Origin of the sequence: Haloferax marinisediminis, assembly GCF_009674585.1 — an archaeon.
Taxonomy (GTDB): Archaea; Halobacteriota; Halobacteria; order Halobacteriales; family Haloferacaceae; genus Haloferax; species Haloferax marinisediminis.
Map to the genome: position 1 here is coordinate 245,551 of NZ_WKJP01000004.1, position 14,822 is coordinate 260,372.

Annotated in this window: 14 protein-coding genes; 6 read left to right on the top strand and 8 right to left on the bottom strand. The window is 55.7% G+C overall.

Annotated features, from left to right (window positions below; translation table 11 throughout):
- Positions 1-157 precede the first annotated feature (157 nt).
- Positions 158-634, top strand: a complete 477-nt coding sequence (locus tag GJR98_RS15630) for a hypothetical protein (protein WP_151139658.1) — start codon at positions 158-160, stop codon at positions 632-634.
- Positions 635-893: 259 nt separating this feature from the next.
- On the opposite strand, the gene GJR98_RS15635 is transcribed toward GJR98_RS15630, so the two are convergent.
- From GJR98_RS15635 to GJR98_RS15645, 3 genes are all read right to left on the bottom strand, one after another.
- Positions 894-1,151, bottom strand: coding sequence for a DUF5789 family protein (locus tag GJR98_RS15635; protein ID WP_151139659.1), 258 nt, complete (start codon positions 1,149-1,151; stop codon positions 894-896).
- Positions 1,152-1,303: 152 nt separating this feature from the next.
- Positions 1,304-1,636 carry a DUF5789 family protein gene (locus tag GJR98_RS15640; protein WP_151139660.1) on the bottom strand — a complete coding sequence of 111 codons (333 nt, stop codon included), beginning with the start codon at positions 1,634-1,636 and terminating at the stop codon, positions 1,304-1,306.
- Between the two features lie 681 nt (positions 1,637-2,317).
- Positions 2,318-3,841 (bottom strand): SLC13 family permease, encoded by a 1,524-nt coding sequence (locus GJR98_RS15645; protein ID WP_151139661.1) that lies wholly within the window; start codon positions 3,839-3,841, stop codon positions 2,318-2,320.
- Between the two features lie 96 nt (positions 3,842-3,937).
- Between GJR98_RS15645 and GJR98_RS15650 the strand changes: the two genes are divergently transcribed.
- Positions 3,938-4,129, top strand: a complete 192-nt coding sequence (locus GJR98_RS15650; protein ID WP_394349876.1) for a hypothetical protein — start codon at positions 3,938-3,940, stop codon at positions 4,127-4,129.
- 208 nt (positions 4,130-4,337) lie between these two features.
- On the opposite strand, the gene GJR98_RS15660 is transcribed toward GJR98_RS15650, so the two are convergent.
- Entirely contained in the window at positions 4,338-6,515 is a 2,178-nt protein-coding gene (locus GJR98_RS15660; protein ID WP_151139662.1) for an amino acid permease, read from the bottom strand.
- Positions 6,516-7,076: 561 nt separating this feature from the next.
- Between GJR98_RS15660 and GJR98_RS15665 the strand changes: the two genes are divergently transcribed.
- Positions 7,077-7,754: a peptidylprolyl isomerase gene (locus GJR98_RS15665; protein WP_151139663.1), complete on the top strand. Its 678-nt coding sequence runs from the start codon at positions 7,077-7,079 to the stop codon at positions 7,752-7,754.
- A gap of 222 nt (positions 7,755-7,976) precedes the next feature.
- Here the strand turns inward: GJR98_RS15665 and GJR98_RS18145 are convergent, their stop codons facing one another.
- The 4 genes from GJR98_RS18145 to GJR98_RS15685 all read right to left on the bottom strand — a co-directional run bounded on the left by GJR98_RS18145 (position 7,977) and on the right by GJR98_RS15685 (position 12,529).
- Positions 7,977-8,210: a type II toxin-antitoxin system HicB family antitoxin gene (locus GJR98_RS18145; RefSeq protein ID WP_151139664.1), complete on the bottom strand. Its 234-nt coding sequence runs from the start codon at positions 8,208-8,210 to the stop codon at positions 7,977-7,979.
- On the bottom strand, positions 8,170-8,805 hold the full coding sequence (locus GJR98_RS15675; protein ID WP_151139665.1) for a rhomboid family intramembrane serine protease: 636 nt from the start codon (positions 8,803-8,805) through the stop codon (positions 8,170-8,172). The genes GJR98_RS18145 and GJR98_RS15675 overlap by 41 nt, the downstream gene beginning before the upstream one ends.
- 1,853 nt (positions 8,806-10,658) lie before the next feature.
- Positions 10,659-11,069, bottom strand: a complete 411-nt coding sequence (locus GJR98_RS15680; protein ID WP_151139666.1) for a GlcG/HbpS family heme-binding protein — start codon at positions 11,067-11,069, stop codon at positions 10,659-10,661.
- 98 nt (positions 11,070-11,167) lie between these two features.
- Complete coding sequence (locus GJR98_RS15685) at positions 11,168-12,529, bottom strand: glycosyltransferase (protein WP_151139667.1); 1,362 nt, start codon at positions 12,527-12,529, stop codon at positions 11,168-11,170.
- Positions 12,530-12,907: 378 nt separating this feature from the next.
- Between GJR98_RS15685 and GJR98_RS15690 the strand changes: the two genes are divergently transcribed.
- The 3 genes from GJR98_RS15690 (at position 12,908) to GJR98_RS15700 (ending at position 14,800) form a co-directional block, all read left to right on the top strand.
- On the top strand, positions 12,908-13,636 hold the full coding sequence (locus GJR98_RS15690) for an MBL fold metallo-hydrolase (protein WP_151139668.1): 729 nt from the start codon (positions 12,908-12,910) through the stop codon (positions 13,634-13,636).
- Between the two features lie 138 nt (positions 13,637-13,774).
- A complete protein-coding gene (locus GJR98_RS15695) occupies positions 13,775-14,095 on the top strand; it encodes an ASCH domain-containing protein (protein WP_151139669.1) in 321 nt (106 codons plus the stop codon).
- Positions 14,096-14,149: 54 nt separating this feature from the next.
- Positions 14,150-14,800 (top strand): ribonuclease HI family protein, encoded by a 651-nt coding sequence (locus GJR98_RS15700; protein WP_151139670.1) that lies wholly within the window; start codon positions 14,150-14,152, stop codon positions 14,798-14,800.
- Positions 14,801-14,822: the final 22 nt, after the last annotated feature.

The following is a 14,822-nucleotide window of genomic DNA, read 5'->3' on the forward strand; positions in this document are numbered from 1 at the left end:
CGGTAGAGATTCGGCAACCGGACGAGGATGCACGAGGCGAACTACGCGCAGAATACGCCGACGAACAGTGGTGTACGACAGTCAGACTGGCTGTTTCCTCCTGTCAACCATCGCGAGAGGCAGAGTGTATTTGCTATTGCATAGCCAATATTTTAGTATGACTCTCGACGTTCCGACCCCGAATCCTCCGTCTCTCCACGGGCCACAGCCCAGGGGTGAGTACGAAGCGATTGATAATCCAGTCAAGGACCCAGAGGACGACTATCGCCGGGAAGAGATCGAGACAATCCTGACGAACGGCGCGTGGAACGATGCCTTCGAGGAGTGGGCGGCCCAGACTGGGCTGACCACAGCTACCTTCGAGGTGGTCGTCGAGTACAACCTTATCGACGAGTTCGACTTCTACTGGGACGCCCAGACGGACGAGGTCGGCTACCAGTCACCGACGCTCCCGCAAGCGGCTCGTGACGTGCTCGACACCGAAGTCGTGGACGATATCGAGTTGGAACTCGACACCCTCGGCCGGACGGTCTCAGAAGTACTCGAAAACGACTACCTCCTGCGTGACGACGAGACGTTCGGCTTCTTCGCCGACGACATATCCGAAAACACGTACGAGTCCCGTGAGGAGTGATCGGCGTATCTCACCGACCTCACCGCTGTCGGCACCGGTTCGAATCAAATCGAGCACGGCACTTTTCTCCTCCTGCAAGACGCGTCGCTCGCCCATCATGAACTCTTCGCGCCCAACTTCCGGGTTCGCAGCGAGAAGTCTTGGAATGACTGTTCGAAGCCGCTCTTTCTCACGTTCGTACTCCACCGTGAACGCCTCGTACATCTCCGTCGGAATCTCACCATCTCCGTTCCATCGAAGACAGCGAGTGTCCGATGGGTTACGCGTCTCCCTCAGACTGATACGGTTCCCCGACCGCTTTCCGTGGAAGTACGTTGTGGAGTGCGGACTCAATATCAGCAGCCGATTCGAACGACTCAAGTGACGTCTCAGAAACCAATTTGCCCAGGTTTGTATCACCGTCGGCCAATATCAACCTGACATCAGAGAGTTCCTCCGATGCTGTAGACCGTCCGATGGGATACCCGATTTCATCGAGCACGGTCGAAATATCACTGAACTTAATTTCGCGAGCCATACTCGCAGCTACGTCCGGAAAGGAGATAAGTGCCGTAACTGGTGTGACGAACATTCTCCGGTGATTGAGATTCTCGGCAGTGCTTTTGATCGGTGAAATCTCCGTACTCGACGGAGATTCTCGCCTTGAAAAACGATATCGAGACTCCAGGGTTAGCGATGTATCAATCCCAGTAATCGGCTTCGAACGTCATCGGCGGAGTCGTACGTTTGGTTATCGGTTGGAGCAAGCACTTCTTCGAGGGATTCCGTCCCACCCTGGGTTTCTATTTCGTAGTCGCCATAGGCCTCGACCAATTCATCCGTCGTGATTGGATAGTCCTGGGCTTCGAGTACCTCATCGAGGCCACCAAGGCGCCCATCAGAATCGCCGCTTATCGCTCGGTCTTCACGAGCTCGGTCACGTACTTCTTCTCGCTTCCGCTCTGGCTGTTGTCGCTGTTCGTCCTCTGGGTTCTCGTCTCGGCCACGTATGTCACCTGACATCTTTTAAAATAGGAGCTCAATTCGGATAACTGTGTGGACGCTTGTCTGTGTGACCGCCTCGGGTACAACATACTTTTTGAAGAGCCGGATTCAAACGCTGATTCTGTGACCCGCACAACTTCGGTGGATGGAAGTGTTGCGTGCCTTTTCACTGAACGGTGTTATTTTCAGGAGAAATGCAACTGAGCCTCTCTCGACGAGTTCGATGGTGGTAAGTGTCGGGCCTGTCCGACACCGCTGTCTCGTTGTGACTTGAAAAGACCAACTGGGGCTCACTGTCCAATTTGTTGGTTAAATCTATGCCCAACCCGAAAATTGCTCAATGACGTCGAAGAGGAACCAATAGTTCTCCGGAAACAGTGGGGTGTGAAGTTCAAATACCAGCGGTTATTCCAACAAGTAGGTCACACGCTGTATTCAGAATGGATTCTATTCAATTAGTAGTTATCTCAGCAGACTCCGAATGCGGCCGAACAACCCCGTCTCGTCTTTCTCATCGGGCACATCGTGAGGGGAGTCGTATACGGCCACATCATCAGTGTCCGTCTCGGCGAGAGTAACACGGTCTAGTCCACCGTCGTCACCCCTTCTGAACCGGCGTCCGTTGGCTCGTAGTCGATACCGGGGTCACTGAGAATGAAATTGAGCCCATCGTCGGTTGGTTCAACATCGGTTACGTCGTCAACCGAGGACGAGCGGCCAGAGAAACCGAATGAGGAGGTATGCAATACCTGTCGTGAGGAGGATAACGACACCATCGAGCAACGCACCCGCACGGAGCATATGGTCGCGCTCTATGTATCCCGTTCCGAAAACAATCGCGTTGGGCGGCGTTGCAACCGGTAACGCGAATCCATAGCTGGCAGCGATGGCACCGGTCACCGCCAACAGAACTGACGCGAGTTCCGTCGACGTACCGAGTGCTTCGGCATACATCGGACCGATGTTGATCAAAAGCGGGGCGATGATGGCTGCCATCGCGGTATTCGACGCCAACTCACCGACGACGACGACCATCGTAATCATCACGAGAAGTACCACGACAATTGGTGTGCCTTCCAGTGACCCGAGTGTCACCTCAGCGAGCCACGCAGTGGCATTCGTGTCGGCCAACGCGTTTGCCAACGAGATACCACCACCCAGAAGCAACAGCGTTCCCCAGTCGATATCGATCAGGTCATCCCACGTTGTCGCACCACTGATGACCAGTGTGGGTACAGCAAGCAGCCCGACGAGGACGTAAAACAAGAGTCCCTCGTGGCCGATTGTTCCGAAGACGTTGGTCTCTGCACCACCGAACAGTGTGACATACCATGGGCGAGGTAGCACATCAGCAAACAGAAACCCGAATCCCCCGAGAAGCCACAAGGACGCGGTTACAGCGAAGATTGCGACGGTTCGGCGGCCCTGATTCGAGAGGGAGCCCATCGATTGAAGCTCACTCCGGGCGCGCGTCCGTGCATAGCTCACGTCGAACTGTTCGGGGGGATACACGACATACGTCAGAAGCACCCACGCGACCGGAAGTGTGACGATTACCATGGGGAGACCGATTGCCAACCAATCGACGAAGGTAATTTCGTAGCCAAGTAGTTCGCTTATCTGACCGACGACGATCACGTTTGGTGGTGTTCCAATCAGTGTTCCCACACCTCCCAGACTCGCTGCGTATGCGGTGCCAAGCAACATCCCAATCTGGAGGTTCGAAGCGCGTGACGAGGTCCTACCCTCGTCTAGTCTCGTGAGGTCCGTGACGCTCTCGACGATTCCGAGTACGATTGGGACCATCATCGCAACCGTTGCAGTGTTGGAGATGAGCATCGAGAGAAGCGCTGTTGCGACCATGACGCCCAAGACCAGTCCTCTCGCTGTCGTTCCAAACCGGATGAGTATCGAATAGGCAATCCGTCGGTCGATATCGTGCGCCTGGAACGCCTCTGCAAGCATGAAACCAGCGAGAAGCAGAAAAATCACTGGGTTGGCAAAACCTGCGACTGCATCGCCAAAGTCTGGATAAACGCCGAACACTGTCAGGACAATCGGGATAAGCAAGGCAGTGAGCGGGAGCGGAAGCGCTCCCGTAACCCAGAGTATTGCCGCAAAAACCATCGTCGCAATTGCGTACTGTCCAGCAACAGTAAGTGAGTCCGTCGTTGGGACTGTTGCGACAACCGCCGTGACTATCACGGCTGCAGCAATCATCATGAGCCGGACAAATTTCTTCGATGACAATGGTCTGTACGTGTCTGTAATTCAATTAGTGTTCAAATATTTTCACCGATAGCGCACCGAGGAGCAGATATGGATTGGTTCGTCGATCGGACCGAGGAACTCCGCAGGACACCGGACAACGGTGGACCCCGTGAGGAAACCTACGCCCTCTTTTCGCGGAGTGGGTTCAAGCAATCGGTCGAAGAAGTGGCCGCAGAGCGTGATGACGTGCGGTTGTTCACCGTCGATAACGTCGTTGCAGTCTTGGACGGACAGCGCTAATTCGTCTACAATAGATTCAGTCCCGGCCCCGGGTACAAGCCTCGAGGAATTATCTGTTCATTCCGCGTGTCTTTGTAGCCAATTGGAACGACCGAGAGCACACCGACGTTAACGTTGATGCTCTGCTCCAGACCATCGACGAGATCATCGAGACCCTCAATGGACTCTTGGCCTTTCGCAGTCGCCTCGAATCGCTTCCTCGTCCGGTTCAGAATGCGAGACGTTCGAGCAATCGCTCGCCCACTGAAGGTCGACGAGATGCATGCGAGTACACTGTCAGCCTCGTGCAGTTGTGGCTCGGCGTCGACGACAACGTTCCGAGGAGCGCGGTTCTGATTCGACGGTCGGGGCTTGGTTGCACGACGATGTCGGGATAGACACGCCGACCACCGTCGGTGAAGAGTGCCTCTGTCCGAACTGGGACAGACAACACGTCGGCGAGGTCGGTACGGTACTCGTTTATGACCTCCCACTGGTCGGATTCGTCGGATTCCTCGGTCGTGTGCTGAATCGAAATCGTCCCTCGATTTGCCGCCGCGATGCGTTCGGCGATGCTGACCGCGAGTGGAGAGTACGAGCTGGTAGCGCCGGTGAGCGTCACCCGCTTCGGTTCGTCGTAGCCGAGGTTGTCGACGAGGATAACATCACAGGGGGCGTGCCGGACGACCCAATCGATGGGGTCGCCGAACAACCGCGACTGGAGTCGAAGCGGTTCGTGTTCGGCGACGATGGTGTCGACACCGCGTTTGTCGGCGAAGTTGACCACCGCGTGTTTCGTATCGTGACTGACAATCTCGTCTGCCTCGATAGCAACCGCAGCGTCGTCTGCGAAGGCCGACATTCGGGCCTCGAAAGAAAGGTCAGACGGAGACTGGACTGTGACGTCGTCTGTCAGTGGAACCTGGTCTGGGACTTCGTCAAACCGCACGGCGACAATCCGGCCACCGTCACGAGCGACGAGATCAGCGGCGAAGTCCACGAGCGCTCGTTCGCGTTCGGGTCCGACGTCTTTCGTGAATGCAACGAGCACTTCTTTCGTGTGTTCGTCGGTTGCCGACACGACGTTTGTTACGGCGTTCTTGTTCACTTGACGGCGAATCGCGTTCGTCGCGACACCCGAGCGGTTCACGCGTGAACGAGCGTACGCGAAGTACCAAGCGACGCTCCCGACCACGATTACGAAGGCACCGACAAGCGCGACGGGGCCCATCTGGGTCAACAACAACACACCAGTTACAGCACCGAACACCTGCACCCACGGATAGAACGGCGAGGTAAATTCGGGATTGTACTCCGTGCTTCCCTCGCGGAACGCCACGACAGCCACGTTGATGAGCGAGAACACGAGAATCTGGAAGGCGCTCGCCAATTTCGCAATCTCCAAGATTGGGATGAACGCGATGAGCAGGAGCAACACGGCGCCCGTCAGTGTGATTGCGGGGACGGGCGTCCCAAAGCGGTCGCTCACTTTCGAGAGCGACGGTGGTGCGAGCAAATCACGACTCATCGCGAGCGGGTATCGAGACGAAGAGAGGATTCCGGCGTTCGCTGTGGAGATCAGTGCGAGCACTGCAGCGAGGATGACCGCGACGACGCCGGCCTGTCCGAGGGTGGACTCTGCAGCGACGGCGACTGGTGTCAGTGAACCGGCGACTGACCCTGGCTCCGTCACGCCGACGAGGACTGCCACAATCGTGATGTACAGCAGCGTGGTGAAGACGAGCGACCCGAGGATTCCAAGCGGGATGTTCCGACCGGGGGATTCGACCTCTTCTGCGACGCTCGCCACTTTTGTGACACCTGCATAGGAGACGAATACGAGACCAGTGGCAGCGAGCAGGCCGGAGAGACCGGCGTCAAAGAAATTCGCGTAATTCGCTGACTGGGCGCTTGGGGCGCTCCAGGCTGCGAACCAACCGAGTGCAGCAAGCATCACGACAACGATGGCAATTTGGAGTCGCCCTGTCTGTTTCGCCCCGATGACGTTGACGATAATCAAGAGTGCCGCGAGTCCCAGCGCGACTGGCTTCAACGGAAGGTCAAACAACAACAGCAGGTACGGAACGCCCCCAACGAGTGCGAGCGCACCCTTGAACGACAATGAAAACCACGTACCCACACCCGCGATGGTTCCGAGTAAGGGTCCCATTCCACGTTCGATGTAGATGTACGTGCCACCGGCTTCCGGCATGGCGGTTGCCATTTCAGATTTCGAGAGCGCTGCAGGGACGACCAGCAATCCAGCGAGCGCATACGCGACGATGACCGCGGGTCCTGCAATTTCGAGGGCAAGAGCGGGCAAGATGAAGATGCCACTTCCTATCATCGCACCGGTGCTAATTGCGAGCACTGACGGCAGACCGAGGTCTCGCTCTAATTCTTTCATGTCTCTTCTCGCACCGTGGTTCGGTTCATCGGTGGGCCATCTGGTATGCCACCGCATTCTCGTGTCATCATGTACGTCATAATCAGATTGGGTGCCCCAGTGGATGTTCTGTCAATAACTGGGGTGCTACATCTCAAATAGGACCGGTCTGTTATATAATTGCGTAAATAAATACCAGTATGTTCGAATCGTACTAACTATTTCACGGATTATCAAAATAATTAGGATATCGACATGTTGTTCGTTGATTCGTACGAGCGGGGCGGCCCCACGGGCTGAGTCAATTGTACACTCAATGTGTCGATCTGCTCACCACGTGACTGCAGTAGCCTTCAGGGGCGTCCCTGATGACTCAATGGTCCGTGCAGAGTTCAAGCGTCGGCCGAATGGCCGTGCTCTCCGTGAAGAGTGGTTGCTTTGGGTTTCGCTCACCATCAGAACTCAGGGTAACACTGACGTCATCGGCCGCTGCGAGAAGAGCATTCCAGCGCAGATGGCGCTTCGTCTGAATCGCTGTCCTGGACCGCTACGTTCATCATTTTCTGTCATCAAGCAGCGTCAATGGCACTACGACGACGCTCTCTTCTTGCGCTAGCCGCCGCTGGAGTCGGCGGAACCCTCGCTGGTTGCACTTCGAGTCAGGAGTCCACAGACAATGAGGTGCCCATAGAGGAGCCCATAGAAAACGAGGCGTCCGAATCCACGGAGTCAACTCGCCCGAGCGGGCAGCTGATTGCGACGTTGCGGACGACGAAAGGTGACATCGTGGTCGAGCTCTACGGTGACCGCGCACCCCGAACGGTCGAGAACTTCGTCGGCCTCGCTACCGGTTCGAAAACGTGGGTCGACCCCCAAACCGGTGAGTCGGTCGATGGTGAACCGCTCTACGAGGACGTCCTTTTCCACCGGGTCATCGACGATTTCATGATCCAGACCGGCGACCCGACCGGGACCGGCCGTGGCGGCCCAGGCTACCAATTCGACGACGAATTCCATGAAGAACTCCGGCACGATGGCCCCGGTGTGGTTTCGATGGCCAATGCAGGTCCCGACACGAACGGCTCGCAGTTCTTTATCACGCTTGACGCACAGCCGCATCTCGACGGCCGACACGCCGTCTTCGGACAGGTAATTGAGGGGATGGGCGTCGTCGAAGCGATTGGTGCGGTCGAAACTGACAGCGCTGACCGGCCGGTCAACGACGTAATCTTGGAGTCGGTGACAGTCGAGACCGCTTGATTCGCCATCGTGTCGATGAGCTAACTTCCCCTCCCCACTCGATCACTCCGTTCGGTCCTTGATTCTCGATTGCTACGGTTCAGGAGATCAAGTTCAGTGGAGTTAGTTGGTTCACTCGACAGAGGAAGTACAAACTTCCCCGCTTGCCCAACCGAGAGGCTCATAATTTTGATTGGCTCCCCCGGGAAAAGTATGAGAGAGTTTCTGTGAGAGAGTGCTCGTCTACGGTTCACCCTTCCGGTGGTAGACATCGAGTTCACCAGCAGGCATCCGCAGTGTCTCAGCACGGTCATGACCGAAGGAGGCGACACCTGTCTCGATGTCCTTTGCGGCGACTCGCCTATGATCCACGTGGATGAACTCAACGCTGGCGTTATAATTTACATGAGTACCTACACTGCAGGTGGTGAGTCGATCACACGTGCAACAGTCTGAACCGCCCAGCGGCCAGACCAATCAACGCTCCTGTGAAGTGGGCGAGGAGTGCACTCCCTGGCGCGCTGTATTGCAGTGTGAGCACGAGGGCCACCCCTACGATTGCCAGCACGACAGCCCACTGGGGGACGCTCAGTCGGTCGAGGATGACTCTCGAGAGGATGTTCGAAGTCACGACGTAGCCGACGAGTGCGAACACAGCACCACTTGCACCGAGGACGCCGATTGGGAGACCAATCAGAGATAGTGCGAGGACCTGAACCGCCCCAGCTGTTGCCCCGGTCGCGATGAAGTAGAGGTGGAAGCGAAGCCACGATGTCGACATCGCTACCAATCCCCCAGCAACGACGAGCACTACTGCGTTACTGAGGAGGTGTCCCGGGCCGATGTGTGCATACACACTCGTGACGAGCGTCCAGGGGTGTGCACCTAACGGTGCGGTGAGGACAAACAGGTCACGACCGTAACCCACGAACGCAGTTGCCCACGTTGCCATCGAGACGATGACCATCAGCGTGAGTGTCTGCACGACGGGATTCCACACAATCGCCCTTGTAAGTGTCTCGTCGGCCCTTGGATGGGCTTCTTCCACAACGGAACTGTACTCGTCTGCCATTGTAGTGAGTTCCAGCCAGTTTTGAATAAGTGTGACTCCAGTGGCGCCCTCGATTATCCACGTTCATTCAGCTTGCTTAGACTCTTGAGAGGTTGACTCTCTTCGGCTTACCAACTACTACGATACTTTCTTAGAACACATGCTACTCGAAGGAGTATCCACGCTTGACGCAGTTGCTCAGATTCCAGTTTGATAATTCGTCAACACACCCTTGGCAAACTACCACTGAATCTCGATACTGGTGCACCGAGGTATTTTATGTAAGACTCGTGGTTGATTTGACCAGTACACCCTTGACCGAAATAAGGTGACTCCACTCCCCTGAATTCACAGATATACTTGGGGTTCTCGGATTCTACACCCTTGGTCCACAGGGGTGTACTCTCACGCACTTTTCCCGCACGGGTGTACTCGAATAGGTCTCAAACAAGGGGCGTATTCGAATCTCTATTTCTCCCCCATGCTCGATAATTTGTGCATTCAATTCGCTCACTGACGGGCACGAGAGGCCTGCTACCCTGTGAACCCACTCTTCGGATGGCGTCCATCGAAGGTGGGAGTGACCTCGAAAGGCTCCTGGATTGCTCTTCTAACATCGCCGATTCCCCAGTACACCCCGACGTTGGTGGGGTGTATCCACTGATTTCGAATTTCGACATTGCCTAGTTTGGGTGACTCAATGGCTGTTCAAAGTGTTCATTTCCACAATTCCTCTTTCTGCGTTTTGATGCTCGTGAGCTCGTATTGGGGCAGATTTCGACATGAAACGACGGTTGTCTGTCTGGGATGGAGACGTTGGTTTTTGTCGGCCAATGGAGATTGACATCGTTTGACCATCGATTTACGGGGTACCTTGCGGGGAATTTCATGGGTGTAGAATGCCGCAAACACGGTATACTAATCTTCCAGGCGAAATCCCAAAAAATCAGAATTCACCCTCGTTTCTGATGTTTTATCCCGCTCCTCTCTTCTATCGAGCTGTGCTTCGCGAGTCTTTCAATCTCGATCTCGATTCTCTTCCTCGTCGTACTCTGTACAATCATGGGCGTTGCCGAGTACTGGCGCTAATCAATTTATTTCTACCGTGGAAAGCGTTGATAACCACGGCGTAGAATTGGAGTTCGAATCACCAACCATGCGTCTCTTTTGCGACGCCATATGGGAATGTCTGTGATATCATAGAAAGTCGACTATGATACACGGGATTTGACTCCTACTCGGAGATATACCCATTGATCGTATACGACGCCTTGGTATCCAGCGCCAGATACAATGTCAATTACGTGTCCCTGCAACATTTATCCTCTATAGTAGTTGACGGTATTCTTGACTGTAAATAAATCCGCAACCCGAGGCATGCAACACTGCTACCCTCCGAACTGTGGGGCCGATACCGAATCAAATTTTGTATTGCGATATACGATATACAGGCATTTGGCATCTTACTGGCCTAATCTTACTAATTGGCGTTGTGTATGGCGCACTCCTGCACAAGCTAACATATTAATTGACTGTAGAATTGTCGTTAACTAATCAGAACCCTACACTCAGAATTACCCAAACACACAGCGGGCGGGTTACTCTCCGCTGAATTCGTGTGAGTTACCCAGAGTGGCACTTCTCATTGGCGTCCATCGAACCAATCCCCACTCTCAAACAGCGTCTCGATTTGCTCGCATCACGTCGAATGCGACGGTTGTCGCGTACAGCTCTAATTATAATACGACCGCTATACACTATTCTCTGATTTCTCAGTACCACGCAGCGTCATCAGAGGCTTGTCCACCTGAACTGTGGAAAACAGTAGACGTTCAGAGCGGCACGACTTGTGGGGCACTGCGAGCCGGAGAGACCTACGAGGACTCGAATGCTTCGACGGCCGCAGACGCAACAGTGACGTCTTCTTCGGCACTCCCACCAGAGACGCCGATGCCGCCGACGACAGTTCCATCGACTTCGAGTGGAATCCCCCCGCCGAACGTGATGATTCGGCCGTCGTTCGTATTCCCGAGTCCATACAGAGACTCACCGGGCTGTGAGACTTCCCACACTGTCTCAGTGTCTAATTTGAGGGACACTGCGGTGTAGGCTTTGTCCTGTGCAATGTCGATACTGGCGAGGAGTGCATCGTCCATCCGATGGAATGCAACGAGGTTTGCAGCGTCGTCCATTACTGCGATACACATCGGTACGTCGATCTCCGCTGCTTTCTCTTCGGCAGCGTCTACGAGTTGTTTCGCGACTTCAAGTGTTACGTCAGTCATGTTGGGATACTGTGTCAAATACAATCCATAACGATTTAATGTTTTATGTGGCCTGCCAGAACACAGCGTCATCTGCAGATTGAAATTCGGTCGAGAAGTCAGTCGTTCGGGTGTGTCTCTGTGACCTCCTCGATTACGACCTCCAAGTCGTCATCGGGGGTCACGAAGTCTGCGACTTTGGTGGTAACCGCGAACTCTTCCGCCGGGACGAATAGCCCAAAGAGAGCGCCCAGGGAGTGGACCAAGACCACAATTGGGGTCAACACCAACAGCACGAGCCAGATGACAGGTTGCTCTCTGTAGAACGCCAAGCCCAGGATCGACCACAGGTAGACTAGCCCGAGCAGGAGGGAGGACAGCGCGAAATAAATCTTCGGGTAAAACACGATTTGCAGCGAGAGAAGAGGAATCCCGAGATACGTGAGGAGGGATATGGCCCAGAGCGTCGGGCCGAAGACTGAGATTGCCCACCCGATATCGCGGAAGTGATAGAGGACTCGGTAATCCAGCGGGAGCAACGAGGATTTCGAGCGCGTACCCGTCAACCACCGTCGTCGCTGTGTGACCATCGCCTCGATCGAGGGCGGGGCCTGGTTCTCGAAGAACACGTCGACGACCTCGAAGGTCGCACCCTCCACGAGGACTGCCCGCCAGGTGAAGACGGAATCCTCGACGATGGTGGCTTCGTCCCAAGTGACTCGGTCTTCGAGTGTCCGTCGGATGGCGATACCACCGCCCCACGCGTAGAACGGGACTTTCTGAAACTGGAACGCCTTCTGTTCGATGTTGAACCCGATGCGGTGGATCTCTGCTAGATAGGGAAGCAACCCTCCTGTCCGAACGGGACGCTCGCGAAACTGCACGATATCTGCGTTGGACGGGATTCCATCGAGTGTGGTGGCCTGAGTGTCCTCGTCGAGATACAGCACGTACTCCTTGGTAGTCGGATGGTGCAAGCGAGCGTATTCGACCGCTCGGCCTTTGTGACGAGCGTGACACGTGAACGACTCAGGCACGACGAGTACCTCCGCTCCGTCGATTTCAATGGGGACCTCCGCTACGACGAGGACGTCGGTCAACTCGGGCGGGAGCGCGTCGACTGTTTCCTGGACCACTGCCTGATTGTCGATGGTGAGGATGCGGGCTTGGACGTGGTCGAGTGGCCATATGACTTCGTCCTCCGTGCGAGGACGGGAACGCTGCCGGGAGCGATGCCAACAGTAGAGCGCAACCTCGTAGAGCCAGAAGCTGACAGGGAGGGTGTACAGGAGAACGAGTTGCCAGAGGACGAGCGTCATCACCATCTCGGGTGATTCGCGGACAAAAGCCCAGGCCTGTGCGACGAGTTCGAAGGTACGGGTCGCTTCTGGCGGAAGCGTGAGAACGCCGAGTTCGACGGCCAACGTGAACCCTGCCGCAAGCAATACCCCGCTTATACCGACCTGAGTGATTCGCTTCATTCTATCTCCCGAGACCTTCGACACCCACTGGAGCCCCCAATCGTCTCTACCGAAGGCAGGTGAGAACCTACCATATACTTATCTGTGAAATGATGATTCATCGCAGACAGATTGTCTTTCAAGTGAGACGTTCAGGCGTGAACGGTTACGAGAGATATTTCGAAAAGGGTCACAGTCGTTGAGTATTTAGCCTGAAACCGACGGCGACTGTGGAAGAAGTGTCGGCTTCACACACTGTCTAGAGGGCAAAATTCTCGCCCTCGAAAAAAGACAGATCAGAGGCCATCCGACCGGTCATATCCTCTCGAACTACTCTACAAAGAGCGCGAAGGGTTTTCGAAGTAACTCTCAACCCGATGCAACACGGAGAGACTCCGTATGTCGACGAACTCCAGTATTCGCCTCGTACGACACGCCACTCTTCTCGTGACAGTCGAGGATACCACACTGCTCGTTGATCCGATGTTCGCGTCTCCCGGCGACAACCCACCGATACAGGATACACCGAACCAACGCGACAACCCACTGGTTTCGATGCCAGACGTCGAACTGACGTACGATGCTGTCGTGGTCACGCACCGACACACTGACCATTTCGACGAGGCTGCGAAGGCGGCGCTCGACAGCGACGTCCCGTTGTTTTGTCAACCGGCAGATGAGGAAGCGTTCGTCGAAGACGGCTTCACGAATGTCCATCCAGTCGACGAGACAGCGGTATTCAACGGTATCACCATCCATCGAACACCTGGCCAGCACGGACATGGCGAACTCGCCGAGAAGATGGCACCCGTTTCGGGGTTCGTCCTCGAAACCGACGAGACACTCTACATTGCAGGTGACACCATCTGGTACGATGCAATCGAAGAGACACTCGACCGGTTCGACCCCGATACCGTCGTTCTCAACGCCGGCGAAGCACGATTCAACTACGGAGACCCGATAACGATGGGTGTGTCGGATGTCACTGCCGTTCGAGAGGCGACCGACGCCCAGATCCTCGCCGTTCACATGGAGGCCATCAATCACTGTCTGCTCACGCGCGACGAGTTACGAGCGAACACAGAGAACGTCCACATCCCAAAAGACGGCGAACTAGTTACGCTATAACGCGGCTGACGCACCGGCATAACTTCGTTCTCACGTCTGTGGTCCTCGGTGCTCCCCGAGACGAAGCACACCCAGCCAACACCGCTGAGTGGCTCGCCCCGATGAGGTTTTTCAGCCATCGCCCCATACTCTTCACTAATGTCTGAAATCGACGTCGACGACCTTCTCCCGAACGACCGCGTGAAACAATCGGTGTCTGCTGGAAACGTCACACAGCTCACTCGCGGCGCGTCGAACCGCTACGCTGACGAAGGTGATACGTTCGAACTCGACGGTGAGACGTTCGATATCGTCAGCGTTACCGAACGGACACTCGGTGACTTCACTGACGCCGACGCCCGCAGAGAAGGGTCGCCATCCCTCGAAGCCTACAAACAGCGGATGGAACGCGTCCATCCCGGTTCGTTCGAGTGGGACGACAGCGACGAGGTCGTCACCTACAGATTCGAGCGGCGATGACACTCGTGAGCGTGAGTGTGAACTTCGACAGCGAAGGACGAAGCGGGAGATAACGTGACTAACGAACCACTCCCCGCTGAATACCTCTCACCGCTCGCCACGCTCGTCGACGAGGTACTCGCACGCGTGGGGTACGAGGTGGCAACTGCCACCGAGGTCATCGACGACGCTGTCCCCGGTTACGGCGGCCTGTTCGACCCTGCGACTACGTCGACAGAGTTGCGGCAAGCACTCGAATCTCTCCTGGCATCAGAACTCTCTCGGCCACCCGTCCCCGAACCGACAGGCGATTCGTTTGTTCTCTACGTCGATGGGAGTTCGCGCGGCAATCCCGGCCCCGCGGGTGCAGGTGCTGTCATCATGGACGCCGAGGAAAACGAACTCGCTCGTCTCGGTCGTCCCGTCGGGTCTCGGAGTGGAAATAACATGGCAGAGTACGTCGCTCTCCAACTCGGCCTGTCGGAACTGCTGGCTCGCTACGAACCACGTGACGTAGAGGTTCGCATCGACTCGATGACGGTCATCCGTGACGTCTGGCAGGGCGACGACCCGACAGAGCTAGGCGTCGAGGCGTATAGCGAAGCTATCGAAATTGCATTGGCAACCATTCCGAACCACCGGTACACGCACCTGGCAGACAGTGACCCGAACCCCGCCGATGCACTGGCGACAGTCGGTGCCGACATCGCAGCGTTCGGCCCCTGATGATGTACTCGCGCAAGTAGGG

Coding starts and splice junctions, on each gene's coding strand:
- GJR98_RS15630 (WP_151139658.1), top strand. CDS start 158: ATGACTCTCGACGTTCCGACCCCGAATCCTCCGTCTCTCCACGGGCCA.
- GJR98_RS15635 (WP_151139659.1), bottom strand. CDS start 1,151: ATGGCTCGCGAAATTAAGTTCAGTGATATTTCGACCGTGCTCGATGAA.
- GJR98_RS15640 (WP_151139660.1), bottom strand. CDS start 1,636: ATGTCAGGTGACATACGTGGCCGAGACGAGAACCCAGAGGACGAACAG.
- GJR98_RS15645 (WP_151139661.1), bottom strand. CDS start 3,841: ATGATGATTGCTGCAGCCGTGATAGTCACGGCGGTTGTCGCAACAGTC.
- GJR98_RS15650 (WP_394349876.1), top strand. CDS start 3,938: ATGGATTGGTTCGTCGATCGGACCGAGGAACTCCGCAGGACACCGGAC.
- GJR98_RS15660 (WP_151139662.1), bottom strand. CDS start 6,515: ATGAAAGAATTAGAGCGAGACCTCGGTCTGCCGTCAGTGCTCGCAATT.
- GJR98_RS15665 (WP_151139663.1), top strand. CDS start 7,077: ATGGCACTACGACGACGCTCTCTTCTTGCGCTAGCCGCCGCTGGAGTC.
- GJR98_RS15675 (WP_151139665.1), bottom strand. CDS start 8,805: ATGGCAGACGAGTACAGTTCCGTTGTGGAAGAAGCCCATCCAAGGGCC.
- GJR98_RS15680 (WP_151139666.1), bottom strand. CDS start 11,069: ATGACTGACGTAACACTTGAAGTCGCGAAACAACTCGTAGACGCTGCC.
- GJR98_RS15685 (WP_151139667.1), bottom strand. CDS start 12,529: ATGAAGCGAATCACTCAGGTCGGTATAAGCGGGGTATTGCTTGCGGCA.
- GJR98_RS15690 (WP_151139668.1), top strand. CDS start 12,908: ATGTCGACGAACTCCAGTATTCGCCTCGTACGACACGCCACTCTTCTC.
- GJR98_RS15695 (WP_151139669.1), top strand. CDS start 13,775: ATGTCTGAAATCGACGTCGACGACCTTCTCCCGAACGACCGCGTGAAA.